We start from the raw sequence: 24,080 nt of genomic DNA on the forward strand, positions 1-24,080 counted from the left end.
CCCGCAGGGAACGGATCGCGTCGGGCCGGCGGGCGAGGGCCCTGGACGGAACCTGAAACGGCCGACGCTTGGCGGACGTCGTGACGCGTGCGACCATCACCGAGCCGAGACCCCGAAGGAAGGAGCACACCGTCATGGCCGTCATGCTCGTTCACTACAACCACGACTTCGACGAGTGGAAGGGCATGTTCGACGCCGACCCCGTCGGGCGAGCGCAGGGCGGAGTCACCCGGCACACGATCCTCCGCGGCGTCGACGACCCGAACGACATCGTCGTGCAGCTGGAGTTCTCGTCGCTCGACGACGCGAGGGCCTTTCGTGACCGCCTGGTCGGCTCCGGCGTGATCGACCGGCTCGACGTCCGGACGCCCCCGATCGTCCTCGAGGTCGTGGAAACAGAGGCCTCCTAGGCGCACCTGCCCCGGGCGGGCCTCGATCCCCGCCCGTCCGCGTTGACGGGACGCTCCGCCCGCTCGACCCTCCGCTCCGCGCGTGAGCACGAGCGCCGCGGCCCCAAGTGGAGCCTGACGAGGAAGGGGGCGAGCGTCAGGCGCCGCTTGGGGCCGCGCTGGAAGAAGGTGATTGCACGCGCAAGTCTCGCCGCCGCCGGACACCTGCGGCATCCGGGATTTCCCGCAGTTCTCATGATCGTTTCCACCGGCCTCCGCAGCGGGATCGCGTCGGACGGTTCGCGGTGGTGGAGAGGTCGCCCGTCACGGAGCGTCGGGGCGCGGGGGTTCCGTAGCCGGGATCGGCAACCGCCCTGATGCCGGGTTGACGCGCTGGTGGCAGCCTGGAGGCAGGAGGTCGCTCGAATGAAGTGGTGGGATTGGGTCGCAGCTGCCGTGATCGCGTCGGTGACGATCGGCGGCGCGTTCGTGGACGGATACGTATCCGGCGACGGAGCGGGCGCGGGACAGTACTGGGGTGCGCAGCTGCCCTTCCTCGTCGGTCTCTATGTGCTCTTCCGGACGATCATCGTCCACGTGCGGCAGAAGCGCCGAGAACGGGCAGGCCACAGCATGAGCGGGGAGCGCAGGACGGTCGTGCGGAAGCCGCGCGGCGGCCCACCGTCAGGCGGGGACACGATGCCGTCTGCTCCCCGGTAGCACCGCGTCTCGAGACGCACCCGAGGAGAGGACGCTGAACGCTCTGGTCGCGGTGCGGTAGCGGGGTAGCCCCGTAGCCGGGATCGGCAACCGCCCGAGGTGTTCCGCAGCGAGGCGCAGCAGCTCGAGGAGCGGCTTCTCGGGCTCCAAGACTCGGGTACGAACGAGCCGGACGTCGCTCTGGTAGGCGAACGAGCCTAGAGCCAGCGCTTCCAGCGGAAGAAGCCGACCATGCCGCCGAGGAGCAGGACGAGCATCACGAGGATCACCCAGAACGCCTCGGAGCTCGACTCGCCCGGGAAGAAGACGTTCATCCCGAAGATGCCGGTGAGCACGGTGAGCGGCAGCATCGTCACGCTGAAGATCGTCAGCAGGCGGAGGACGTCGTTCTGCCGGTGCGAGATCACCGACTCGTTCGTCGACTCGAGTGCCTCGACGACCTCCTTGTAGTTGTCCAGGAGGTCCCAGATCCGCTCCGCTGCGTCCACGATGTCGTCGAAGTAGAGCTCGAGCTCCTCGGGAAGGAAGCGGTCGACGCGCCGTTCGAGGACGCGCAGCGTGCCGCGCTCGGGCTTGATGATCTTGCGGTAGGAGATGATCTCCTGCTTCACGTTGGAGATGTCGCGGACGACCTCCTCGGACCGGCCCTCGAACACGTCGTCCTCGATCCGGTCGAGCTTGTGCGCGATCTTGTCGAGGATCGGGAAGCAGTAGTCGAAGAGGTCGTCGAGCACCTCGTACAGGAGCCGTCCGGGCCCACGAGCGAACAGCGAGTCGCGGAACTCCTCGTCGGACTCGCAGCGGGCGAACAGCCGTGTGACCGGGAGCAGCTCGCGGTTCGGGATCGTGACGAGGTAGTCCTGGCCGATGAACAGGTCGAGCTCGGCGGCGTTGAGCCGCTGGATCGTCTTGTCGTAGACCGGGAAGTGGAGGACGGAGAAGAGGTATCCGTCGTCCTCGTAGTCGTCGACCTTCGGGCGCTGACGGCGCGAGACGATGTCCTCCACGTCCAGGGGATGCCAACCGAATCGCTCGGCGAGCGCGCTCGCGACCTCGACGTCGGGGTGGACGACGTTGATCCAGGTCAGGCCGCCGCTCGCGACCTCGTGGATCTCAGTCCTGGGCGGGGCGACGACGTCGCCGGGCCCGCGGGACCGGGTACGTCTCGTGATGCGCGGAAGGCTCGGCACGGGTACTGAGGGGGTCGTCGATCGCCGGCACCATGTTCTCCATTCTAGTCGCGTCGCCTGCCCCGGGCCCGACGCTCACACCGGCTGGGCGACCGGCGTTCTCCTCGCGGCGAGCGGTATCAGCCGCTCGAGCGCCAGAGCGAGCGCTGCCCCGACACAGCACATGGACGCCCACACGAGCCAGGTGCCGCTCGGGCTGCGCTCGAGCAGGAAGCCCCCGATCGCGGGGCCGAGAGCGAATCCGACCTGCCAGGAGAGCGCCGAGAGGGCCATGTAGCGGCCGAGCAGGCGCGGCGCGGCCAGGTCGGCGACGAGAGGAGCCTGGACGGCGCCGTGGATGCACTCTCCGATGCCGAAGGCGCCCATCGTGATCGCGAAGAGCACGGCCGCCGTGCTCCCGTCGAGGCTGCTCCCGCCGACGAGCGCCACGGCGACCCAGCACGCGGCCCACACGAGCCCGAGCAGCGCGAGCGCGCGCATCCGCCGGTGCCCCTCCGCGAGCTTCGTGATCGGCAGCTGGGCGAGCACGATCACGACGGTGTTGACGAAGAAGATCACACCGATCGACGTCTCCGACACGCCGGACTCGTTCTTCGCGAAGACGGGGAGGAGCTCGAATCCGGACATCCCCGCGAAGACGAAGAGCGCGTTCAGCCCGACGACCGCCATGAAGGCGCCGTGCCGGACGACGTCCCGGTAGCTGTTCGAGGCGGAGTGCGCCTGCTCGACGGCCTCGAGCCGGGGGACGACGCCCGGCACGAACAGCCACAGGATCCCGAGGTAGGCGAGGAAGGACAGGGCGTCGATCACGAACACGGCGACGAAGGTCTCGGGACGGTCGGTCGTCGCGATCACGCCGCCGGTGAGCGCGCCGAGGCCGATGCCGAGGTTCATGACGACGCGCTGCATCGCGAACGTCGCGGGCCGCTGCGTCGGGGACGCGAGCGCCGCGAGGAGCGTCGACTGGGCAGGCCAGAAGAAGCCGTTCCCGGCGCCTATCACGGCGGCGGCGACGAACCCGTGCCAGGGAGTGTGGACGAGCGCGAGGCCGCCGTATCCGAGCGCGAGCACGAGGAGCGCGAGGGCGAGGATCCGCCGTCCGCCGAAGCGGTCGACGAGCGGCCCCGAGAGCGGTCCGGCGACGAGGCTCACCACGCCGTTCGTTGCGACGATCAGGCCGGCGATCCCGAGGCCGATGCCGCGGACGTTGTGCAGGTAGATGAGCACGAACGGGATCACGACGCCGTTCCCGAACGCGCTCACGAGCCCGCCGAGCTGCAGTGTCTGCACGGGCCGTGGGAGGTTCGGGTTCAGGCTCCGCAGCCACGCGTGCACGAGAAGACGGTATCGCCGGGCCGTCGCCGGCGCGGGCTCAGCGGACGGTGGAGGTCGCGCCGGCCTCGGGCGAGCGCCCGGTGGCGAGCCTGCTCACCTCTTCGTGCGCCTGCGGATGGCCGGTCACGGCGGTGAGGAAGTCAGTCTGCGCCAACACGTACACCCTCGCCGGCCCGACCGCCCGGCACGTGGCGGTTCGTGGCACGTCGTGCAGGAGCGCGATCTCGCCGAACCCGTCGCCGCGCTCGAGCGTCGCGACCCGGGACCCGTCCCTCGTTACCTCGATCTCGCCGTCGGCGACCACGTAGAAGCGGTCGCCGAGCTCGCCCTGCACGATCAGCTCGGTGCCGCCCGTGACGGCGAGGGGCTGGAGCGAGCGTGCGAGACCCTCGACCTGTGCGGCGGGGAGGAGGGCGAAGAGCGGCAGCGAGCGCAGGAGGTTGATCTCGACGACGGGGACGTCGGCATGTCGATCGACGTCGAGGAGCGTGCGCCCGGCGACGAGGGCGGCGAGGGGGAGGAGGAGCCCGATCCCGATCAGTCCGAACGAGGCTCCTCCGAGCGCCACGAGCCCGGCGATCAGGAGCGACCCGATCGCGAGGCCGGCCATCGCGAGGCCCTCGAGCAGGCCGAACACGCGTGCGAGCACGTCGGTCGGGGCGACGCGCTGGAGCAGCGTGCGCGTCGCCACGTCGAAGATGACGCGGCCCGCTCCGGCAGCAGCCAGCAGGATGAGAGCCGTGCCGGTCGTCGGCGCGGCGGCGAGCACCGCGAAGGCGACGAAGTACAGCGCGAGGCCTCCCAGCAGCGAGGGGACGAGCCGAGGCTTGCCCACGAGGCCTGCCGTGACCACGACAGCCAGCGTCGCGCCGGCCCCGAACGCGGCGTTCAGGTACCCGGCCCAGGACTCGCTGCGCTCGAGCACGCCGATCGCGAGCTCGGGGTAGAGCACGTCGAGCGCGCCCATGGCGACGAAGTCGGCCGAGAGCGCGATCACGAGCACTCGTGCATACCGCTCCTCCCGGAGGACAGCGAACGCGGCCCCGAGGGACGCTCCGGTCGACACGAGCTCGTGTCCTCCGGCGGGAGGCGGCCCTGGGTAGGGGCGGACGAGCAGCGCGCTCGCGGCGACCACGAACGCCATCACCGCGAACACGGTCCCCGTGCTCCCGATCGCGAGGAGGATGCCCGCGAGGGCGGGCGCGACGAGGACGCTCACGCTCTCCGTCCAGCTCGTGACGACATTGAGCGCGGTGAGCTCGTCGGGTGAGCGCGCGAGGGAGGGAACGAACGCCGCCATCGTCGGACGCGTGATCGTGATCGCCATCGACGCGCCCACCGCGAGCCCGTAGACGATCAGCGGTCGCGCCTCGGCGAGCAGCGCGGCACCGGTCACGCCGAGCCAGAACGCCTGTGCGACGTAGCCCCAGAAGAGCACACGTCCAGGCCGATGGCGATCTCCCATCACCGACGCGAGCGGCGCGAAGACGGCAGCGGGCACGAGCTGCACGACGGCGACGACCGCAGCCTCGGTCGTCCCTCCGTTGCCGTACGCGTAGACGAGCAACGCCACCCAGACGCCCCACTCGGCGAGGTTGAACCCGGCGAAGGCGAGCTCGATCCGACGCAGCGGAGCGCGTCGGACGACGATGCCGAGGACGGTCAGCACCTGTGCGCCGGCACGGCGAGCACGAGCATGGATCATCGCGCTCGCTCCGCTGCGGCGCGGGTCACGTCTCGGGCGTGTCGAGCGCCGGCCGTCGCGTTGGCACGGTCACACGACGGGGTCGGCCGCGGTGAACGACGGCCGGGAGACGACCGTGTCCCGCCACCGCTCGAGATTCGGGTACCCGCTCAGGTCGAGACCCGTGTGTCGCGTGCGGTACAGGATCGGTGCGGCCGCGATGTCGGCGAGGGTGAACGAGCCGAGGGCGGTCCCTTCGGCGTCGACGATCGAGTCGAGCAGTGCGAGGGTGGGGCCGAGCTCGGTGGCGATCCGTCCGGCCGTGTCGGGATCCGGCGGCGCGCCGCCCATCCCCTTCCCCGGGGCGAAGCCGAGAGCCGCCGCCTCGTGCCGGAAGAACGCGGGCCGGAAGGTGGAGGACCACCGGTCGAGCATCATCTCCACACGGGCCCGCTGCCGGGGCTCCGTGGGGTAGAGATCGTTCCGTCCCTCGCGCACGGCGAGGTAGCGGAGGATGGCGTTCGACTCGCTGAGCACGAAGCCGCCGTCGTCGAGCGTCGGGATGCCGCCGAGCGGGTTGACGGCGAGGTACCAGTCCGGGCGTGGCTGGTCGAACGGCACCGTGCGCAGCTCCGCGGCGAGCCCGCACTCGGCGAGGCAGAACCGCGCCTTGAGCGCGTTCGACGAGCGGGGATTGTCGTAGAGGACGAGCGTGATGAGGCATCCTATGCCCGCGCTGCCGTACCCGGCTGGTGAGGGCGCCACGTGCCGTCGCCGCTTGACGGGCGCCCGTCCGCGAGTAAGACGAGAGGGCGGGGGCGGGGAGTGTTGGGGAGCTCGAGAGGGCTTTCTTGGGGGATCGCTCCCCGCCCACCCGCCCTCCGCGGGCGATGCCGCGACTGCGGTGCGACTCTCAGCGGGAACGCGGCCCAGGGGGGCCTTGGGGGAGAGTCGGGGGGCCCCGAAGGGCCGCGTCGACGTGATCGTTGCACGTCGCGCCGGATCGTGCCACCGCCAAGACGCAGCGCGCGACGGTCGCGGCGGATGCCCGCGGTCGAGGGACTGGAATCGACCGCGGCACGATCCTCGCGGGCGTCGACCGCACCGAGCCGCGCCGCACGGCGAACGCACCCCCGGTCAGCTCGTCTCACGATCCGGAGCAGCCCGACGCGTTCGTCGCCCGGGCACAACGGGCTGCCAACGCCCGGTTTCGCATGACACGTTCGAGCACGACCCCGGACACGCCAGAACCCCTGAGACACGGCAAGACCCCGCATCCCCCGGGGCTTGCACGATGTCCAGCTTGTACCGCCTGATGCGCCCGGCAGGAATCGAACCTGCGACCTCGCGCTCCGGAGGCGCGCGCTCTATCCCCTGAGCTACGGGCGCGGGGACTCGTTCAGTCTAGCCCGGCCCGCGAGCGGCCCGAACCGTCGGGGCGTCCCTCGGTGCCGACCGTCGGGGCATAGACTCGGCGTCCATGCGGTCGACGGTGCTCGCCGTGCGGTTCGTGCTCGAGCTGTGCCTGCTCGCCGCACTGGCGGTCGGAGGCTGGGAGCTCGGGGGCGGCGGCCCGCTGGGAACGGTCGTGGCCGTGGTCGTGGTGCTCGCCGCCGCCGGGGCGTGGGGGATGTGGGTCGGGCCCCGCTCCGCCCGGCGCCTCCCCGACCCGTGGCGGCTCGTCCTGGAGATCGGGCTGTTCGCGCTCGGCGGCCTCGGCCTCTGGCTCGGCTGGAGCGCCGGCGCCGGCCTCGCGCTCGCGCTCGCATCGGCGGTCGTCGCCGTCCTCACCCGACTCGTGGGGGAGCCCGCGCCGCCGCGAGCGCAGTAGGCTCTCGCCGTGCGCGTCACGGCCACCATCGTCACGCTGCGTCTGGCGGAGACGTTCGTGATCTCCCGCGAGTCGCAGGACACGGCCGACGTCGTCCACGTCACCGTCGCACACGAGGGCGTCGAGGGGCGGGGCGAGGCGGCGCCGATCGACCACTACGGCGAGACCGCGGCGTCGGCGCTCGCCTTCGTCGAGGAGCACGCCGGGGTGCTCGGCGACGACCCGTTCGCGCTCGAGGAGATCGGGGAACGACTCGCCGCTCTGCCCGGCGAACAGGCGGCGAAGGCCGCGCTCGACGCCGCGCTGCACGACCTCCAGGGCAAGCTCGTCGGGCTTCCGTCGTGGCGGCTGCTCGGGCTCCCGCGAGCGGGCCCGCCGACGTCGTGGACCGTCTGGCTCGGTGACCCCGACGACATGGCGCGCCGCGCCGAGCGGGTCGCATCGAGGTTCCGGCGCCTCAAGCTGAAGCTCGGAGGAGCGGACGGCCTCGACGTCGAGCGTGTTCGGGCCGTCCGATCGGTCACCGAGCTCCCGCTCCAGGTCGACGTCAACGAGTGGTGGTCGCTCGACGAGGCCCTCGACGCGATCCCGCAGCTCGCGGAGCTCGGCGTCCAGTACGTCGAGCAGCCGCTCCGGGCCGGCGACGCCGACGGCACCGTCCTCCGTCGGCGGTCACCGCTCCCGATCTACGTCGACGAGGACTGTCACACGCTGGCCGACGTGGGCCCGTGTGCCGAGGTCGCGCACGGGATCACGATCAAGCTCGCGAAGTCCGGCGGCATCCGGGAGGCGATCCGGATGGCACACGCGGCACGTGCGCTGGGGCTCGGTGTGATGCTCGGGTGCATGATCGAGTCGGGGCTCGGTATCGCCGCAGGGTGCTGCGTCGCGCCGCTGTGCGATCACGTCGACCTGGACGGGAACCTCCTGCTCGCCGAGGACCCCTGCCCCGGCGTGGTGCTCACCGTGGGTGTGCAGGTACCGGGGGCGGGTGCAGGTCTCGGTGTCGGCTGAGCGCCTCCTCGTCCTTGCCGAGGGCTACTCCGGCGACACGCACTACGGGAAGACCCTTCGCGGCGTGCTGCGATACCGGCGTGCCGACGTCGTGGTGATCCTCGACTCGGAGCGAACGGGCGAGACGATCGACGGTGTCCCCATCGTCGGGGACGTCGAGGCGGCGCTCCCGTACGGACCGACGACGGCGCTCGTCGGCGTCGCGACGCAAGGCGGACGGTTTCCTCCCGCATGGCGCGCACTCCTCACGACCTGCATCAGCCATGGCCTCGACATCGAGAACGGGCTGCACGAGTTCCTCGTCGACGATCCGGAGCTCGGCCCGCTCGCCGAGCGGTCGGGTGTCACGTTGCGCGACCTGCGGCGGCCGCCGGCAGGGCTCGACTGCCCAACCGGGGAGAACCTTCGCGTCCCGGCGAGCATCGTGCTCACCGTCGGCTCGGACTGTGCGATCGGGAAGATGACCGTGTCGCTCGAGCTCGATCGCGAGGCCCGGTCGCGCGGACTGCGTTCCGTCTTCGTCCCGACCGGACAGACGGGGATCGCGATCGCGGGCTGGGGACTGGCCGTCGACGCCGTCGTCTCGGACTTCATCGCCGGTGCGGCCGAGCGCCTCGTCGTCGAGGGGCACGCACGAGGCGGCGAGCTCCTGCTCGTCGAGGGCCAGGGCGCGATCACCCATCCTGCGTACTCGGGGGTGACGCTCGGGCTCCTCCACGGGAGCGCCCCGCACGTCCTCGTCCTCTGCCACCGGGCGGGTGTGACGGAGGTCGACGGCTACCCGGGGCAGCCGCTCCTCCCGCTTCCCGAGCTCGTCGAGCTGTACGAGCGCGTGTCGCTCCCGGCACGGAAGGCGCAGGTCGCGTGCGTCGCGCTGAACACGGTCGACCTCGGGGACGACGAGGCCCGCGCCGCCGTCGCCCGGGCCGAGGTCGAGACCGGCCTGCCTGCTGGCGATCCCGTGCGTTTCGGGGCCGCCGCGCTTCTCGACGCGGTGCTCGGGCGACTCTTCTAGGCTGCGCGCGCTCCGGCTCCAGGACACCGGGGCTCCTGGGGCGGTGAAGGTGATCTCTGGGCGAATGCTGCTCGTCGCTGGCGCTCGCAGCCGTCTGCGCGTGCGTCGGCACCGCACCGTGCAGGCGCGGTTCGGCGGTCGGCTCTTGACACCGAACAGGTGTTCGCCTACCGTACGAACAGATGTTCGCCCGGCTGCTCCTCGTTCTCGTCGTCGCCGTCGGTCTCTGGGCTCTCTTCGCCCACGACACGAGTGCCGGCGGGCCCGAGCAGCGGTACCGCGTCCGGCCCGGTGACACGCTCTGGGCGATCGCGGCCGCGAGCTATGCCGGCGACCCGCGCGCGGCGGTCTGGAACATCCGCGAGCACAACCACCTGGACGGATCGACGATCAGGCCGGGCCAGGTGCTGGTGCTGCCCTGAGGGCCGTCAGAGACCCCGGTAGGCGTGCCCCGCCATCGCGTCGGGGTCGAGCATGACGTTGACGATCGAGGGCTCGTCGGCGGCGAGCGCCCGTTCGAGGGCGGGGCCGAGCTCGTCGGGTCGTTCGACCTGCTCACCGCGACAGCCGAACACGTCGGCGATGCGCTCGTACCGCGATGGGGACAGACGCGTCGCGATCTCGCCGTCGGCACCGTAGATCCCGATCTGGGGGATACGGATCTCGCCCCAGGCCGCGTCGTTGCCGATCACCACGACCGCGGGCACGCCGGCCCGGACGAGGGCGTCGACGTCCATGCCGTTGAGGCCGAAGGCGCCGTCGCCCATCACGACCACGATCCGGCCGCCGAAGCCGGCCGCGCCGACACCGAGCGCGAAGCCCGGCCCCACGCCGAGACAGCCGAACGGGCCGGGGTCGAGCCAGTGCCCTGGCCTGTGGACGCGCAGGACCCTCGAGACGGCCGCGACGACGTCGCCGCCGTCACCGATCACGACCGCGTCCTCGGGAAGGACACGGTCGAGCTCGGCGCCGAGGCGGTAGTGGTGCACCGGCGCCCGCTCGGACTCGATCTCCTCTCGATGCGCGTCCCACCAGCTGGTCTCGGCAGCGCCGACCGTCTCGAGCCAGCCGCTGTTGGGGCGGTGAGGGCCGACGAGCTCCGCGAGCGCGGCGAGCACGAGACGGGTGTCGCCCGTGATCCCCACGTCGGGGACGCGGTTCCGCCCGAGCTCCCTGGCGTCGCCGTGCACGTGGAGGAGGGTGCCCTCGCCGAACGCCCCGTAGCGGAGACGGAAGTCGAGCGGCGCGCCGGCGACGAGCACGACGTCGGCGGCGGCGAGCGTCGCCGATCGGGCGTGCTGGAAGGAGCACGGGTGCCCGGGGGGCAGTGAGCCGCGACCGGATCCGTTCAGGAAGACCGGGGCGCTCAGCCGTTCGGCGAGCGTGGCGAGGGCCTGCGCCGCGTCGTCCCACCAGATCCCGGACCCGCCGAGGATCGCCGGGCGCTCGGCGCGCGCAAGGTGGTCGGCGGCGCGCTCGACGCCGTCCGGGTCGCCCGGGTTGAGGGCGGCCACGCGCGCAGGTCCCGGTGCGCGATCGGCCTCGACCTCCTCGAAGAGGACGTCCATCGGGAGCTCGAGGTAGACAGGGCCGAAGGGGCGCGCGAGCGCGTGCCGGAACGCCAGCGCGACGTACTCCGGGAGCCGCTCGCCGTGCGCGCACACGCCCGCCCACTTGGTGATCGGCCGCATCAGGGACAGCTGGTCGAACTCCTGGAGCGCTCCGCGCTCCGCCTGCACCAGCGGGCGCGCGCCGCCGATGACGAGGAGGGGCACCTGGGCCGCGAGCGCGCTCGCGACGGCGGTCACGGTTCCCGTGACGCCGGGGCCCGCGGTGACGACGGCGACCCCGCACGCCCGGCGCACGCGCCCCCACGCCTCGGCGGCGTGCGCCGCCGACTGCTCGTGGCGCACGTCGACGACACGAATGCCCTCCAGCCGGCAGCCCTCGTAGATCGGCATCACGTGGCCGCCGGAGAGCGTGAACACGACGTCCACGCCCTCGGCCGCGATCGCCTGCGCGACGAGTCGGCCTCCTTGCACGCGCTCGGCCATCGACCCGAGCGTACTACCGGCCGGTTGCGGTGTCGCGGCCCCCCGGGGTGGGGAGCCGGGCGCGCCCACTAGAATCCGGCCCCGTGGACCTCGACGTGGTCTTCCTCGGAACGTCAGGGTCTGCGCCCACGGCCCGGCGCGCGCCGTCGGCGACGCTCCTCCGCCGCGCCGGCGAGCGACTCCTCGTCGACTGCGGCGAGGGGACGCAGCGGCAGCTCCTGCGGTCGGACGTCGGCCTCGTCGAGCTCGAGGAGGTCTTCCTCACCCACCTCCATGCCGACCACTTCCTCGGGCTGCCGGGGATGCTGAAGACGTTCGCGCTCCGCGGCCGGGAGACGGCGATGACGGTGTACGGGCCGCACGGCACCAGGGAGCTCTTCGGGTCGCTGCGCCGTCTCTTCGGCCGCCTCACGTACGAGGTGAGCGTCGCCGAGCTCGAGCCCGGGGACGTCCTCGCCCGCGACGGGTACCGGCTGGTCACCTTCCCCGTCGACCACGGCGTCGACGCGCTCGGGTACGCGCTCGTCGAGGCGCCGCGACCGGGCCGCTTCGACGTCGACGCAGCCGCGGCGCTCGGCGTCCCGTCGGGCCCCGAGCGCGGCCGCCTGCAGCAGGGGAGCCCCGTGACGCTCGACGACGGGCGCGTGGTGACGCCGGAGGAGGTCGTGGGGCCCGACCGCGCCGGACGCGTGGTCGTCGTCGCGGGCGACACGGCGCCGGCCGCGAGCGTCGTCGAGGCAGCGGCCGGAGCGGACGTGCTGGTGCACGAGGCGACCTTCCTCGCCGACGAGCGTGACCGGGCACGGGAGACGCGGCACTCCACGGCCGGCGAGGCCGCGCTCGTCGCACGTGAGGCAGGCGTGAAGGTGCTCGCCCTCACGCACGTCTCGAATCGGTACGGCGGACGGGAGGTCGAGGAGGAGGCTCGACAGCTCTTCGCCGAGACGATCGTGCCGCGGGACTTCGACGTCGTCGACGTCCCCTTCCCGGAGCGCGGGCCTCCGGTGCTCGTGCCTCGCGGCGCCAAGCGAGGGCGCGGCGAGGTAGGGTCCACGTGATGACCGAGCTCGTACAGCTGACCGTCGCCGGGGACGTGACGGAAGCCGAAGAGGTGCAGCGGATCCTGGTCGCCGCGGGCATCGGCTGTGAGCTCGAGCACGCAGTGCCCGAGCATCCGCAGCAACACGACGACGCACCGCTGAAGGTGCTCGTCGCGGAGGACGACCTCGACGCCGCACGCGACGCGATCGAGGCGTTGACGGAGCCGGACGAGCTGATCGACGAGGACTGAGCACCGCCGCCTGCCTCGGCGGCAGACTGCCCGCATGGAGGGGAGGTCACCGTCGTTCGGGTCGCGTGCCAGGGTCTACGACACGCTCCGTCCCCAGGACGCTGCGTGGTGGCGGCGGTTCGACGTCCTCGTCCGAGAGGGTGATCTCCGCGGACGGCGTGTCCTCGACGTCGGGTGCGGCACCGGGGCGCTGGCCGCAGCGCTCGCCGAGCGGGCGCAGGCACGGGTCTGGGGCATCGATCCGAGCGCGGAGATGCTGGCGGTCGCCCGTGCGCGCGTGCCCCGTCGTGTCGGCCTGAAGCAGGGGCGGGCGGAGTCGCTGCCGTTCGCGACGGGCTGGTTCGAACGGGTGCTGATGAGCCTCGTGGTGCACCTCGTCGAGCGGCCGGCGGCGTTCGGGGAGGCGCGGCGGGTGCTCTCACGCGGCGGGCTGCTGGCGATCGCGTCGTTTCACGAGGAGCACTTCGAGCGCTACTGGGCGGCGCCGTTCTTCCCGTCCCTGGCAGGCGTCGACCGGGCCCGATTCCCGGCTGCCGACGCCCTCGTCGCCGAGCTCGAGGCGGCAGGGTTCACGGGCGTTCGTCTCGTCCGCACGAGCGACGCGGACGTCATCGACCGCGACACGGCGCTCGAACGTCTCCGTGGACGGCACATCTCCACGTTCGACCTCCTCGATCCGGCCGAGGTTCGCGCCGGCATCGCGACGGCCGAGCGCGAGCTCCCGGATCGCGTCGAGGTCCGGTTGGAGCAGATCGTCGCCGTCGCGACCCGCTAGGGGGCGCGAACGCACCGCGACGGAGGCGGATGCGTCGGCCCCTCGGCGCGCCGGCGGGCGATGCACCCGCAGTCTCCGTCACTCCCCGTCGGGGACGAACTGGATGCGTGTCGTTCCCACGTACCCCTCTGTGGCGAAGTTGAAGACGCACGTGTGCCCACCGTCCGCGTACGGGGGTGGCGGGATCCGCGCGGACGCCGCGGTCTCGCTCGGCACCTCGACCGTCCCCCAGGGGATGCCGTCGACCGTGACGCCGATGGGGTCGCCGGTCTTGCCGAGGAAGGTGATCTCGAGCGCGCCGGGCCTGCAGCCCGGGACGTACGCGGTGAGCTCCGGGCCGAAGTCTCCGTTCGGGAGCGTGCCCACGACGCGCGTCGTGATGCGAGGAGGCTGCTCGGCACGCCAGAGCCGCCAGCCCGGGGTCTGCGCGACGGGATCGAGGCGCTGCGCCACGATCTCCCCGGCGAGCGACACCGTGGACGGCGACAGCACGTACGGTGCCGCGAGCACGGAGCCGTCGAGCCCGCGCAGCAGGCCGTCGTCGTCCACCCGAACGACCGGGGGGGAGGGCGGGACGTTGACGTCCGCCTCCTCGAACCGCACGACGGACGCGATCTCCGGGTTCCAGAAGAACGTGCGCGCGATCGCGCGACTCGGATGGTCGCCCGTCGCGAGCAGCACGGCGGGCTCGCCGAGCGCGGGCAGCCACGCGGGTGCCTCGCTCCCGATCATCGCCTCCTGCTGCACCTCCGACTCCGAGATCATCGTTCGCGTGGCGTCGATTGAGAGGGCGAGGAGTGCGACGGCGACGACCCCCGTCGTCGCCCACGGGCGCACGGCCCGCGGCACGAGGAGGACGAGGAGCACCGCGGCCGCGACGGCGACCAGCACGACTCGCGCGGCCTGCGACGAGTCGATCGCGAGGTCGCGCAGCCACGTCGTCCACAGGGCATCCTGGGCCCCGGTGTTCGGGACGACGTCCCCGATGGGGACGAGCGCCGCGCCGACCACCACGAGCCCGGCCGTGAGGGCGACCACCAGTCGCGGTCGCGGAGCGCCCCGCTCGAGCCAGGCGGCGAAGCCGACGAAGAGGACGGGTGCGGCGGTGAGTAGGTAGCGCTGCGACAGGTAGCCGACGTTCTGGGCGGCGAAGGCACCGACCTGCAGCACGAGCAGGCCGAGAAAGGCGCTCGCGACCGCCGCGTACGCCGCCGCCGCTCCCTGCTCGCGCCCGCGGCCGATCTCGACCACGAGGACGACCGTGCCGACGAGGGGCAGCACGACGCAGAGCAGCGCGAGGCCGACGCCGTGGGCCGCGATCGAGCCGATGACACCTGCGAGGGAGGTGGAGGTCTCGAGCACCGGCTGGTAGGCGCCGAGGAGGCGTTCGCCGAGACTCGCCGACCCCGTGAGCGCGGTCGCGGCCGCGACGAGGATCGCGACGACGAGTGCGGCTGCGCCGATCGGCGCCAGCGCGCGGACCGTGCGCCCGGAACGGGTGACGACGGCGTGCAGGACGACCGCGACGACGAGCACGGGCACGAGCAGGAGCGCCTGCATGCGCACGGCGCAGGCGGCGGTGACGAACGCGAAGAACAGGCCCTGCCGCACGACCGTCGGCTCGTCGAGGAGGCGCGCGCCGGCGAGGAGTGCGGCGATCGTGAGCGGATAGAAGGCAGCTTCGGTCATCAGCATGCCCCCGTAGGCCATGCCGGGGACGAGCAGCGTGAGGGCGGCCGCGGCGAGCGCCCACCGGGGCGCCGCGAGCTGCCGCGCCCAGAGGAAGACCGGGATCGCGGCCGACGCCATCACGAGCGACTGCAGGGCCTGCGCGGCGACGATGCCGGCGTCGACGTCGAAGAGGGCGAGGGGCGCGCCGACGATCGCAGGTGTGAGGAGGCTCGTGTAGGGCGCCTCGAGTCCGCGCACCGAGAGCGTGCCCTGTTCCCAGAGCGACTCACCTGCGAGCGCGTACAGGAACTCGTCGGGAGCGATCCAGGGGAGCTCTGCGTCGACGGCGAACGCGAAGCGGACGCCCGCCGACACAACGACGAGGGCGGCCACCAGCCACCCGGCACGGCGGTCGATCCACGTCATCGCCACAGCGTGGACGCTACGTGTGAGGATGGCGTGAGTGTCGATCCGGCCTCCGGTCGGTCGACTACACTCGTCGAGACCTTTAAGCCGGTCCAGCGAGGCCGGGAAGGAGACGAATGAGCAGTACTGCGCCGCGCGTGATCCTCGACGCCGAGTCCGTTTCCCGGACGCTCGCGCGCATCGCACACGAGATCATCGAGCGGAACGAGGAGCTGGCCGACGTCGCCCTCGTCGGCATCCACACGCGGGGCGTGCCGCTCGCGCGCCGTCTCCACGCGCTCGTTCGCGAGCGGTCGCAGGCCGACGTCCCCATCGGCGCAGTCGACATCACGTTCCATCGCGACGACGTCGCCGTCCGCGCCGGCACGGCCCCGCGGAGAACGCACCCCGTCGTGCACGGCACCGAGCTCGGGTTCCCGCTCGGCGGCAAGACCGTGATCCTCGTCGACGACGTCCTCTACACGGGCCGCACGATCCGGGCGGCGATCGACGCCCTCCTCGAGTACGGACGCCCCGACCGCGTGCAGCTCGCCGTCCTCGTCGACCGGGGGCACCGCGAGCTGCCGATCCGACCCGACTACGTGGGGAAGAACCTCCCCACGGCCCACGACGAGCGGGTACGGGTCGAGCTCACCGAGACCGACGGCAGCGACCGCGTGCTGCTCGTCACGCCCACCAGGGAGAAGGACGATGCCTGAGCACCGCCATCTGCTCGCGATCTCCGACCTCACGCGTCACGACGCGGAGCGCATTCTCGACACCGCGCGTGCGCTGGCGCGCTCGCTCGATCGCGAGGTGAAGAAGCTGCCGACCCTGCGCGGGCGGCTCGTCGTGAACCTCTTCTACGAGTCCTCGACGAGGACGTTGTCGAGCTTCGACCTCGCAGCGAAGCGTCTCTCGGCCGACACCATGGCGCTGCGCGCATCGGGGTCGTCCGTCGACAAGGGCGAGTCGTTGCGCGACACCGCGCTCACGCTCGGTGCCTACGACCCCGACGTGATCGTCGTCCGCCACCCCCACATCGGCGCCGCCAACCTCGTGGCCGAGTCGACGGCGGCGCACGTGGTCAACGCCGGCGACGGGAAGCACCAGCATCCGACGCAGGCGCTGCTCGACCTCTTCACGATGCGGGAGGCCGTCGGCGACCTCGAGACGCTCCACGTCGCCATCGTCGGCGACGTGCTGCACTCGCGCGTGGCGCGCTCGCTCGTCGAGGCGCTCGTCCTCGTCGGCGCGGACGTCACGCTCGTCGGCCCGCCGACGCTCGTCCCGCCGGGGATCGAGGCGATGGGATGCGAGGTCGCGTACGACATCGACGCCATCGGTTCGGCGGACGTCGTCTACGTGCTGCGCATGCAGCGCGAGCGCATGCTCCCGGGGGCCGCGTACGTGCCGTCGCTCAGGGAGTACGCGGCTCTGTACGGGATCACGCCCGAGCGCGTGCGCCCCGAGCAGGTCGTGATGCACCCGGGGCCGATGAATCGCGGCGTCGAGATCGATCCCCGTGTCGCCGACTCCGAGGCCGCCCTGATCACGACCCAGGTGCGCGCCGGGCTCGTCGTCCGCATGGCCGTCCTCTACGACCTGCTGACCGCGGGGCCCGTCCACCTCGCCGACTCCCTCGAGGTGGCGTGATGCTCGTCCGGCGGGACGCCCCGCCCTCCACGTTCAGCGTCGAGGGCCGTGTCGTCGATCCCACCGAGGGGCTCGACGCCGCCCTCCGCGTCGTCGTCGAGAACGGGGTGATCACGGCCCTCGAGCCCCTTGCGGGGATGTCGGCGTCCCGCGTGATCGCTCCGGCGTTCGTCGATCCCCACGTCCACCTGCGGACGCCGGGACGCGAGGACGAGGAGACGATCGCGTCCGGCACCGCCGCGGCGGCCGCCGGCGGCTACTGCGCGATCGTGGCGATGCCGAACACGGACCCGGTGGTCGACTCCGCGGCCGTGCTCGGCGCGCTCGTGGAACGGGCACGAGAGGAGGCGATCGTCCCCACCGCCTTCATGGCCTCGATCACGAAGGGACAGCGGGGAGACGAGCTCGCCGAGCTCGGCGAGCTGGTCGCCGCCGGCGCCGTCGCGTTCACGGACGACGGGAGGCCGGTCGTGTCCGCCGGGATGTTGCGGCGCGCGCTCCGGTACGCGGCGATCACCGGCAAGGTGCTCGCCCTCCACGAGGAGGACCCCACGCTCGCCGGCGACGGACAGATGCACGAGGGAGTGGTCTCGGCCGCTCTCGGCCTCGCCGGGTGGCCCTCGATCGCCGAGTCGACGATGGTGGAGCGGGATATCGCGCTTGCAGCATATGAGCAGCGCCCTGTGCATATCATGCATGTCTCGGCCGCCGCGTCCGTCGAGGCCGTCCGCGCCGCGAAGGCGCGCGGCGTCCCCGTCACCGCGGAGGTCACACCCCACCACCTCTGCCTCACCGACGACGCCGTGCGCACACTCGACGCGAACACGAAGATGAACCCGCCCGTGCGCTCCGCCGAGGATCGCGAGGCGCTGGTCGAGGGGCTGCGCGACGGAACCCTCGACTGCGTGGCGACCGACCACGCACCACACGCACGCCACGAGAAGGACGTGCCCTTCGAGGAGGCACCGTTCGGCGTCATCGGCCTCGAGACGGCGTTCGCCGCTCTCAACACCCACCTCGTGCGAACCGGCGCCGTCCCGCTCGCCACCGTGCTCGAGCGGATGTCCGCCGGGCCGGCGCGGGCCTTCGCCCTTCCGATGCCGCGTATCGCGGTCGGGGAGACCGCGAACCTCGTCCTCCTCGACCTCGACGAGGAGTGGGAGGTGCACGAAGAGGCGTTCAGGTCGCTGTCGGCCAACTCGTGGCTCGTCGGTGAGACGCTCACCGGCCGCGTGCTGCAGACGGTCGCCGACGGAAGGTCGGTGTTCCCGGCGTGACCGAAGTCGACGGGTACCTCGTCCTCGAGGACGGCACGGTGTTCCGTGGGCGCTCGGTCGGCACGGACGGCATCGCGCACGGCGAGGCGGTCTTCACCACCGGCATGACGGGATACCAGGAGACCGTGACCGATCCGAGCTACGCGGAGCAGCTCGTGTGCTTCACCGCTCCGATGGTCGGGAACTACGGCGTCGCCGAGCCCCGAATGGAGTCGGAGGCGCCCCACGCGACGGGCGTCCTGATGCGGCGTCTGGGAGGGGAGGAGTGGGCCTCCTGGCTTCGCGATCGCGGGGTCGTCGCCCTCGACGGCATCGACACGAGGGCGCTCACGCTGCGTGTCCGTGCAGAGGGGGCGATGCGTGCGGCCGCCGTCTCCGACGAGGGCGCGCTGCCGGTCGAGGAGGCGCTCGACGCCGTCCGGCGGCAGCCCCAGATGGAGGGGGCGGCGCTCGTCGAGAAGGTGTCGACGCAGACCCCCTACTCGCCGGTGGCCACGGGACGTGTCCGGGTGGCGGTCCTCGACTACGGAGCGAAGCGGTCGATCGTGCGTCGCCTCGCCGCCGCCGACGCGGCGGTGACCGTGTTCCCCCACGTGGCGGACCCCGACGAGCTCGCCACGTACGACGGCGTGCTGCTCTCGAACGGGCCGGGCGACCCGGAACCGCTCGTCGAGGAGACCGCGGTCGTGCGCGCCCTGCTCGGCCGCGTGCCGATGCTGGGCATCTGCCTCGGGCATCAGTTGCTCGGCCTGGCGGCAGGCCACGAGACGTACAAGCTGCCCTTCGGGCACCGCGGAGCGAATCACCCCGTCCTCGACCGGCGAACGGGACGCGTGCTGATCACGAGCCAGAACCACGGGTTCGCCGTCCGCCCGTCCGATGCCGCCGAGGCGACGCACGTCTCGCTCTACGACGGCACGGTCGAGGGGTTCGACTTCCCGCAACTGCGTGCCGCCTCGGTGCAGTTCCATCCCGAGGCCGGGCCGGGCCCACACGACGCCTGGCCGATCCTCGAGAGCTGGGTGGCCGGCCTCGGGGGTGACGCCTGATGCCCGCGCGTCGGGACATCGCGTCCGTGTGCGTGATCGGCTCCGGGCCGATCGTGATCGGCCAGGCCTGCGAGTTCGACTACGCCGGATGCCAGGCGCTGAAGGTGCTCCGCGAGGACGGCTACCGGACGGTCGTCGTCAACTCCAATCCCGCGACGATCATGACCGACCCGGGGTTCGCGGACCGTACGTACATCGAGCCGCTGGACGTCGAGGGCGTCGCCGACGTGCTCCGCCGGGAGCGGCCGGACGCCCTGCTGCCCACGCTGGGAGGGCAGACGGCGCTCAACCTCGCGGTCGAGCTGCAGCGCGCCGGCGTCCTCGAGGAGCTCTCCGTGGAGCTGATCGGGGCGAGCGTGGACGTGATCGCCCGCGCCGAGGACCGGGAGCTCTTCCGCGACGCGGTCGCGAGCTGCGGCCTCCTCGTCCCCGAGTCGACGATCGTGACCTCCCTCGACGAGCTGTCGGGCCTGCCGGTGCCCGCCGTCGTACGGCCGGCGTTCACGCTCGGCGGGCACGGCGGCGGCTTCGCCGAGGACGAGGTCGCCCTTCGGCGCCAGGTCGAGCGCGGCCTCGCCGAGAGCCCGATCGGGCAGGTGCTCGTCGAGGAGTCGATCCGGGGCTGGGACGAGTTCGAGCTCGAGGTGATGCGCGACCGGGCGGACAACGTCGTCATCGTGTGCTCGATCGAGAACCTCGACCCGATGGGCGTGCACACCGGCGACTCCGTCACCGTCGCGCCGCAGATGACGCTCTCCGACGAGGCCTTCCAGGAGTTGCGCGACGGCGCCGCGGCGATCATCCGGGCGGTCGGCGTGGAGACGGGCGGCTCGAACATCCAGTTCGCACGGAGCCGCGAGACCGGCGACGTGCGGGTGATCGAGATGAACCCGCGCGTGTCGCGCTCGTCCGCGCTCGCCTCCAAGGCCACCGGCTACCCGATCGCGAAGGTCGCCGCGAAGCTCGCGGTCGGCTACACGCTGGACGAGATCCCGAACGACCTCACGAAGACGACGCCCGCGAGCTTCGAGCCCACCCTCGACTACGTCGTCGTGAAGTTCCCGCGCTTCGCGTTCGAGAAGTTCCCCGGCGCCGACCCGACGCTGGGAACGCAGATGAAGTCGGTCGGCGAGGCGATGGGGATCGGGCGGACGTTCACCGAGGCCTTCCTCAAGGCGTTCGGCTCGCGCGAGCTCGAGCCCGGGGCGCCGACGCCGTGGGCGACGTTCGACGACATCCCCGAGGGCGTGCACCCGTGGTTCACGGAGCAGCTCGCGCAGGCTCGCCGCGAGCTCGCCTCGCGGGACATCTGGCGGGCGAAGCGGGCGGGCTGGGGCGACGACTCGATCGGTGCGGCGTGGGGGACGACCGGCGAGGACGTACGGCGGACGCGGTACGCGAAGGGGATCCGACCGTCCTACCGACGCGTCGACTCGTGCGGAGGGGAGGTGGACGCCGCCTCCAACTACTTCTACTCGACGTGGGGGGAGGAGGACGAGGCGCCGCCCGACCGCACGCGGCCCGGCGTCGTCATCATCGGCTCCGGCCCGAACCGGATCGGCCAGGGGATCGAGTTCGACTACTGCTGCGTCCACGCCGCGCAGACGTTCCGCGCGCTCGGGTACGAGGCCGTGATGGTCAACTGCAACCCGGAGACGGTGTCGACCGACTACGACACCTCCGACCGCCTCTACTTCGAGCCGCTCTCGCCGGAGGAGGTGCTCGCGGTGCTCGACCGCGAGCAGCCGGAGGGTGTCGTCACCCAGTTCGGCGGACAGACGCCGCTCCGCCTCGCCCGGTTCGTCGAGGCCGCGGGGTACCGGATCATGGGGACACCGCACGAGGCGATCGACCTCGCCGAGGACCGTGAGCGCTTCGGCGCGCTCGCACGCGAGCTCGGCGTGCGGTGTCCGCCGTGGGCGACGGTCGAGGGCGTCGACGAGGCGCTCGAGGCCGCCCGCGAGATCGGGTACCCGGTGCTCGTGCGTCCCTCGTACGTCCTCGGCGGTCGGGCGATGCGCGTGTGCGACGACGAGGAGCACCTGCGCGCCGCGATGGCCGCGGTGAGCGGCTCGGTGCTCATCGACCGCTTCGTCGAGAACGCGATCGAGATCGACGTCGATGCGCTCTGTGACGGCGAGGACGTGCACATCGGGGCCGTGATGCAGCACGTGGAGGAGGCCGGTGTGCACTCGGGAGACTCCGCCTGCGTGCTGCCGGCGCAGTCCCTGACGCTCGCGAACGCGCTCGAGGTCGAGCACGTCGTCCGCCGGCTCGGTCCCGCCCTGGGTGTCATCGGGCTGCTCAACGTGCAGCTCGCGGTCGCCGACCAGACCGTCTACGTGCTGGAGGCGAACCCCCGGGCCTCCCGCACCGTTCCGTTCGCCAGCAAGGCCACGGGCGTCAACCTCGTCGAGGCCGCGTGCAAGCTGGCCGCCGGTGCGCGCCTCCGCGACCTGCAGCTGCCGCCGCCCCGCCCGACGCAGGTGAGCGTGAAGGCGGCCGTGCTCCCGTTCGCGCGGTTCCCCGGCGCCGATCCGGTGCTCGGGCCCGAGATGCGCTCCACGGGTGAGGTGATGGCGAGCGCGTCGGACCTCCCGACGGCGTTCGCGAAGGCGGAGCGCGCGGCCGGCCGGCGGCTCCCGGCGACCGGTGCCGCGTTCATCTCCGTGAGGGACGCGGACAAGCCCGCGGTCGCTCCGATCGCGGCGGCGCTCGCCGGCCTCGGCTTCGGTCTCGTCGCGACGTCCGGCACGGCCGCCACGCTGCGAGCCGCGGGGCTCGACGTGGAGGAGATCGCGAAGGTCGCGGAGGCGGCGGACGACGAGGAGACGGTGGTCGACCGGATCCGTGCCCATCGCTGCGACCTCGTCGTGAACACGCCCCAGGGCTCCGGGGCGCGGGCCGACGGTCACCTGATCCGGGAGGCCGCGCTCGTCGCCCGTGTCCCGTGCATCACGACGATCTCGGGGGCGGCGGCCGCCGTGCACGCGATCGCGAACGCCCGGGCCGAGACGGCGCTCTCCCTCCAGGAGCGCGTCGGGACGCCTGCGTGAGCGATCGCCCGCGCGCGGTCGCGGTCGGTCGCTCGTCGCTGGCCGGCGCCCGCCGCGAGCTCCTCGCGGTGCGGGGGCGCGAGCCGGTTGGCCCGTACACGCTGCTCAGGCTCGCCCGCGGCGGCCTCGATCCCGGGACGCCGGGGCAGTTCTTCATGGTCGAGGCCCCCGGGCGCGTGCTGCCGCGACCGTTCTCGCTCTGCCTCGCGCCGCCCGGCGAGCTCGCGTTCCTGATCGAGCCGATCGGCCCGGGCACGCGCGCGCTCTGCGCCAGTGACGTCGGCGAGCGGCTGCACGTCCTCGGCCCACTCGGCACCGGCTTCCGGCTCGACGTCGGGAGCCCGCTCCTCGTCGGCGGCGGGATCGGCGTCGCCCCGTTCCCGTACCTCGCCGAGCGTCTCGGTCGCGCACCGGCCGTCCTCGGATTCCGCACCTCGGCCCACGCCGCCGCCGCCTCCCTCGTACCGGGGGCGGAGGTCGTCCTCGAGCCGACGCTCGTCACGGAGGCGCTGCCCGTCGGGCGCTTCGACGTCCTCGCGTGCGGGCCCGAGCCGATGCTCCGCGCCGTCGCCGGGATCGCACCCGGCGCCCAACTCGCCTGGGAGGCGCCGATGGCGTGCGGGTACGGGGCGTGCTACGGCTGCGTCGTCCGCATCGGCGGGCACTACCGGCGTCTCTGTGTCGACGGCCCGGTACTCCATGCGGCCCCCGACGCGGAAAGTGCGCCGTGAGCGTCCCCATCCTCAATGCGTCCGGGTGCCTCGACGCTCTCACCGCACCCGACGTCGCACGGGCGCTCGACGCCTTCGTGACGAAGACGATCACACCGGAGCCGCGCGACGGGAATCGCCCGGCGCGGATCGCCGAGACGGATCACGGCATGCTCAACTCGATCGGGCTGCAGGGCCCCGGGATCGACGCGTTCCTCACCACGGTGCTCCCGGCGCTGCGGACGCTCGACGTCCCCCTGTGGGTGTCGGTGGGGGGGTTCGCCGCCTCCGACTACGCGTCGATCTGCGCCCGCCTCGACTCCGAGGACGGCATCGAGGCCGTCGAGCTCAACCTCTCCTGCCCGAACGTCGAGGAGGCCCCGGAGACCGGGGCGGAGATCGTCGAGGCCGCCCGCGCCGCAACGAGCCGGTCGCTGTACGCGAAGCTCTCCCCGGCGACGTGGGACATCGCTGCCACGGCACGGGCGGTCGTCGCCGCCGGTGCCGACGGGCTGTCGCTCGTGAACACGATCCGCGGCCTCGCGCTCGACGACGCGACGCTCCGGCCCGTGCTCGGGCGCGGGGCGGGCGGGTACTCGGGGCCGGCGCTGCGGCCGATCGCGCTCGCGTGCGTCCACGCGTGCGCGGGTGCGGTCGACGTCCCGATCGTCGCGATGGGCGGCGTCTCCAGTGGAAGGCACGCGCTGGACCTCGTCGCAGCAGGGGCGTCGGCGGTCGCGCTCGGCACCGTTCTCTTCGCCGATCCGTCCGCTCCCGGCCGTGTCCGGGCCGAGTTGCAGCGCGCGGCGAGCGCGCGGGGATTCGACAACCCCCTGCACGTACGGGGAATTGCGTTGTCCTCGTAGAGAAATGCCTGCAAATCGCGCCGATTGTTCTTCCTTGACCGGGGGCCCCGGTTCAGTAGACTCCTACCTTCCATGGTGACGTCGAAGACGCA

22 protein-coding genes and 1 tRNA gene are annotated in these 24,080 nt (G+C 72.4%); 16 read left to right on the forward strand and 7 right to left on the reverse strand.

What is annotated here, in order from left to right; all coding sequences use genetic code 11:
• The first annotated feature begins 134 nt into the window (after positions 1 to 134).
• Positions 135 to 410, forward strand: a complete 276-nt coding sequence (locus AC162C_RS11150; RefSeq protein ID WP_484097614.1) for a hypothetical protein — start codon at positions 135 to 137, stop codon at positions 408 to 410.
• 405 nt (positions 411 to 815) lie between these two features.
• Positions 816 to 1,109 carry a hypothetical protein gene (locus AC162C_RS11155; RefSeq protein WP_484097615.1) on the forward strand — a complete coding sequence of 98 codons (294 nt, stop codon included), beginning with the start codon at positions 816 to 818 and terminating at the stop codon, positions 1,107 to 1,109.
• 197 nt (positions 1,110 to 1,306) lie between these two features.
• On the opposite strand, the gene AC162C_RS11160 is transcribed toward AC162C_RS11155, so the two are convergent.
• From AC162C_RS11160 to AC162C_RS11180, 5 genes are all read right to left on the reverse strand, one after another.
• Complete coding sequence (locus AC162C_RS11160) at positions 1,307 to 2,299, reverse strand: magnesium transporter CorA family protein (protein WP_462974579.1); 993 nt, start codon at positions 2,297 to 2,299, stop codon at positions 1,307 to 1,309.
• Positions 2,300 to 2,374: 75 nt separating this feature from the next.
• Positions 2,375 to 3,634: an MDR family MFS transporter gene (locus AC162C_RS11165; RefSeq protein ID WP_484097616.1), complete on the reverse strand. Its 1,260-nt coding sequence runs from the start codon at positions 3,632 to 3,634 to the stop codon at positions 2,375 to 2,377.
• A 37-nt stretch (positions 3,635 to 3,671) separates the two neighbouring features.
• Complete coding sequence (locus AC162C_RS11170) at positions 3,672 to 5,339, reverse strand: cyclic nucleotide-binding domain-containing protein (RefSeq protein ID WP_484097617.1); 1,668 nt, start codon at positions 5,337 to 5,339, stop codon at positions 3,672 to 3,674.
• 69 nt (positions 5,340 to 5,408) lie between these two features.
• Positions 5,409 to 6,083, reverse strand: coding sequence for a glutathione S-transferase family protein (locus AC162C_RS11175; protein ID WP_484097618.1), 675 nt, complete (start codon positions 6,081 to 6,083; stop codon positions 5,409 to 5,411).
• 551 nt (positions 6,084 to 6,634) lie between these two features.
• Positions 6,635 to 6,707, reverse strand: a tRNA-Arg gene (locus AC162C_RS11180).
• A gap of 91 nt (positions 6,708 to 6,798) precedes the next feature.
• Here AC162C_RS11180 and AC162C_RS11185 point away from each other — a divergent pair.
• From AC162C_RS11185 to AC162C_RS11200, 4 genes are all read left to right on the forward strand, one after another.
• Positions 6,799 to 7,149 carry a DUF2568 domain-containing protein gene (locus AC162C_RS11185; protein WP_484097619.1) on the forward strand — a complete coding sequence of 117 codons (351 nt, stop codon included), beginning with the start codon at positions 6,799 to 6,801 and terminating at the stop codon, positions 7,147 to 7,149.
• A gap of 9 nt (positions 7,150 to 7,158) precedes the next feature.
• Positions 7,159 to 8,163 carry a dipeptide epimerase gene (locus tag AC162C_RS11190; RefSeq protein WP_484097620.1) on the forward strand — a complete coding sequence of 335 codons (1,005 nt, stop codon included), beginning with the start codon at positions 7,159 to 7,161 and terminating at the stop codon, positions 8,161 to 8,163.
• Entirely contained in the window at positions 8,141 to 9,178 is a 1,038-nt protein-coding gene (locus AC162C_RS11195; protein ID WP_484097621.1) for an N-acetyltransferase DgcN family protein, read from the forward strand. Before AC162C_RS11190 ends, AC162C_RS11195 begins: the two co-directional genes overlap by 23 nt.
• Positions 9,179 to 9,360: 182 nt before the next feature.
• Positions 9,361 to 9,600 (forward strand): LysM peptidoglycan-binding domain-containing protein, encoded by a 240-nt coding sequence (locus tag AC162C_RS11200; RefSeq protein ID WP_484097622.1) that lies wholly within the window; start codon positions 9,361 to 9,363, stop codon positions 9,598 to 9,600.
• A gap of 6 nt (positions 9,601 to 9,606) precedes the next feature.
• Here the strand turns inward: AC162C_RS11200 and AC162C_RS11205 are convergent, their stop codons facing one another.
• Complete coding sequence (locus AC162C_RS11205; protein ID WP_484097623.1) at positions 9,607 to 11,232, reverse strand: thiamine pyrophosphate-binding protein; 1,626 nt, start codon at positions 11,230 to 11,232, stop codon at positions 9,607 to 9,609.
• An 83-nt stretch (positions 11,233 to 11,315) separates the two neighbouring features.
• On the opposite strand from AC162C_RS11205, the gene rnz reads away from it, so the two are divergent.
• From rnz to AC162C_RS11220, 3 genes are read left to right on the forward strand one after another with little or no spacing between them, the layout of a single operon-like run.
• Positions 11,316 to 12,290, forward strand: a complete 975-nt coding sequence (gene rnz, locus AC162C_RS11210; RefSeq protein WP_484097624.1) for a ribonuclease Z — start codon at positions 11,316 to 11,318, stop codon at positions 12,288 to 12,290.
• Complete coding sequence (locus tag AC162C_RS11215) at positions 12,290 to 12,523, forward strand: hypothetical protein (protein WP_484097625.1); 234 nt, start codon at positions 12,290 to 12,292, stop codon at positions 12,521 to 12,523. The genes rnz and AC162C_RS11215 overlap by 1 nt, the downstream gene beginning before the upstream one ends.
• A 34-nt stretch (positions 12,524 to 12,557) precedes the next feature.
• A complete protein-coding gene (locus tag AC162C_RS11220; RefSeq protein ID WP_484097626.1) occupies positions 12,558 to 13,298 on the forward strand; it encodes a class I SAM-dependent methyltransferase in 741 nt (246 codons plus the stop codon).
• Between the two features lie 78 nt (positions 13,299 to 13,376).
• Here AC162C_RS11220 and AC162C_RS11225 read toward each other — a convergent pair whose 3' ends face one another.
• Positions 13,377 to 15,395, reverse strand: coding sequence for a hypothetical protein (locus tag AC162C_RS11225; RefSeq protein ID WP_484097627.1), 2,019 nt, complete (start codon positions 15,393 to 15,395; stop codon positions 13,377 to 13,379).
• 116 nt (positions 15,396 to 15,511) lie between these two features.
• On the opposite strand from AC162C_RS11225, the gene pyrR reads away from it, so the two are divergent.
• The 7 genes from pyrR to AC162C_RS11260 are packed head-to-tail and all read left to right on the forward strand — an operon-like array spanning position 15,512 to position 23,988.
• Positions 15,512 to 16,093, forward strand: a complete 582-nt coding sequence (gene pyrR, locus AC162C_RS11230; RefSeq protein ID WP_462975027.1) for a bifunctional pyr operon transcriptional regulator/uracil phosphoribosyltransferase PyrR — start codon at positions 15,512 to 15,514, stop codon at positions 16,091 to 16,093.
• Positions 16,086 to 17,030 carry an aspartate carbamoyltransferase catalytic subunit gene (locus tag AC162C_RS11235; protein ID WP_462975026.1) on the forward strand — a complete coding sequence of 315 codons (945 nt, stop codon included), beginning with the start codon at positions 16,086 to 16,088 and terminating at the stop codon, positions 17,028 to 17,030. The genes pyrR and AC162C_RS11235 overlap by 8 nt, the downstream gene beginning before the upstream one ends.
• Positions 17,030 to 18,307: a dihydroorotase gene (locus AC162C_RS11240; protein WP_484097628.1), complete on the forward strand. Its 1,278-nt coding sequence runs from the start codon at positions 17,030 to 17,032 to the stop codon at positions 18,305 to 18,307. The genes AC162C_RS11235 and AC162C_RS11240 overlap by 1 nt, the downstream gene beginning before the upstream one ends.
• On the forward strand, positions 18,304 to 19,356 hold the full coding sequence (gene carA / locus AC162C_RS11245; protein ID WP_484097629.1) for a glutamine-hydrolyzing carbamoyl-phosphate synthase small subunit: 1,053 nt from the start codon (positions 18,304 to 18,306) through the stop codon (positions 19,354 to 19,356). Before AC162C_RS11240 ends, carA begins: the two co-directional genes overlap by 4 nt.
• A complete protein-coding gene (gene carB, locus AC162C_RS11250) occupies positions 19,356 to 22,412 on the forward strand; it encodes a carbamoyl-phosphate synthase large subunit (protein ID WP_484097630.1) in 3,057 nt (1,018 codons plus the stop codon). The genes carA and carB overlap by 1 nt, the downstream gene beginning before the upstream one ends.
• Positions 22,409 to 23,143, forward strand: coding sequence for an iron-sulfur cluster-binding protein (locus AC162C_RS11255; RefSeq protein WP_484097631.1), 735 nt, complete (start codon positions 22,409 to 22,411; stop codon positions 23,141 to 23,143). The genes carB and AC162C_RS11255 overlap by 4 nt, the downstream gene beginning before the upstream one ends.
• Positions 23,140 to 23,988 carry a dihydroorotate dehydrogenase gene (locus AC162C_RS11260; RefSeq protein WP_484097632.1) on the forward strand — a complete coding sequence of 283 codons (849 nt, stop codon included), beginning with the start codon at positions 23,140 to 23,142 and terminating at the stop codon, positions 23,986 to 23,988. Before AC162C_RS11255 ends, AC162C_RS11260 begins: the two co-directional genes overlap by 4 nt.
• Positions 23,989 to 24,080: the final 92 nt, after the last annotated feature.

Source organism: Gaiella sp., from assembly GCF_057140465.1.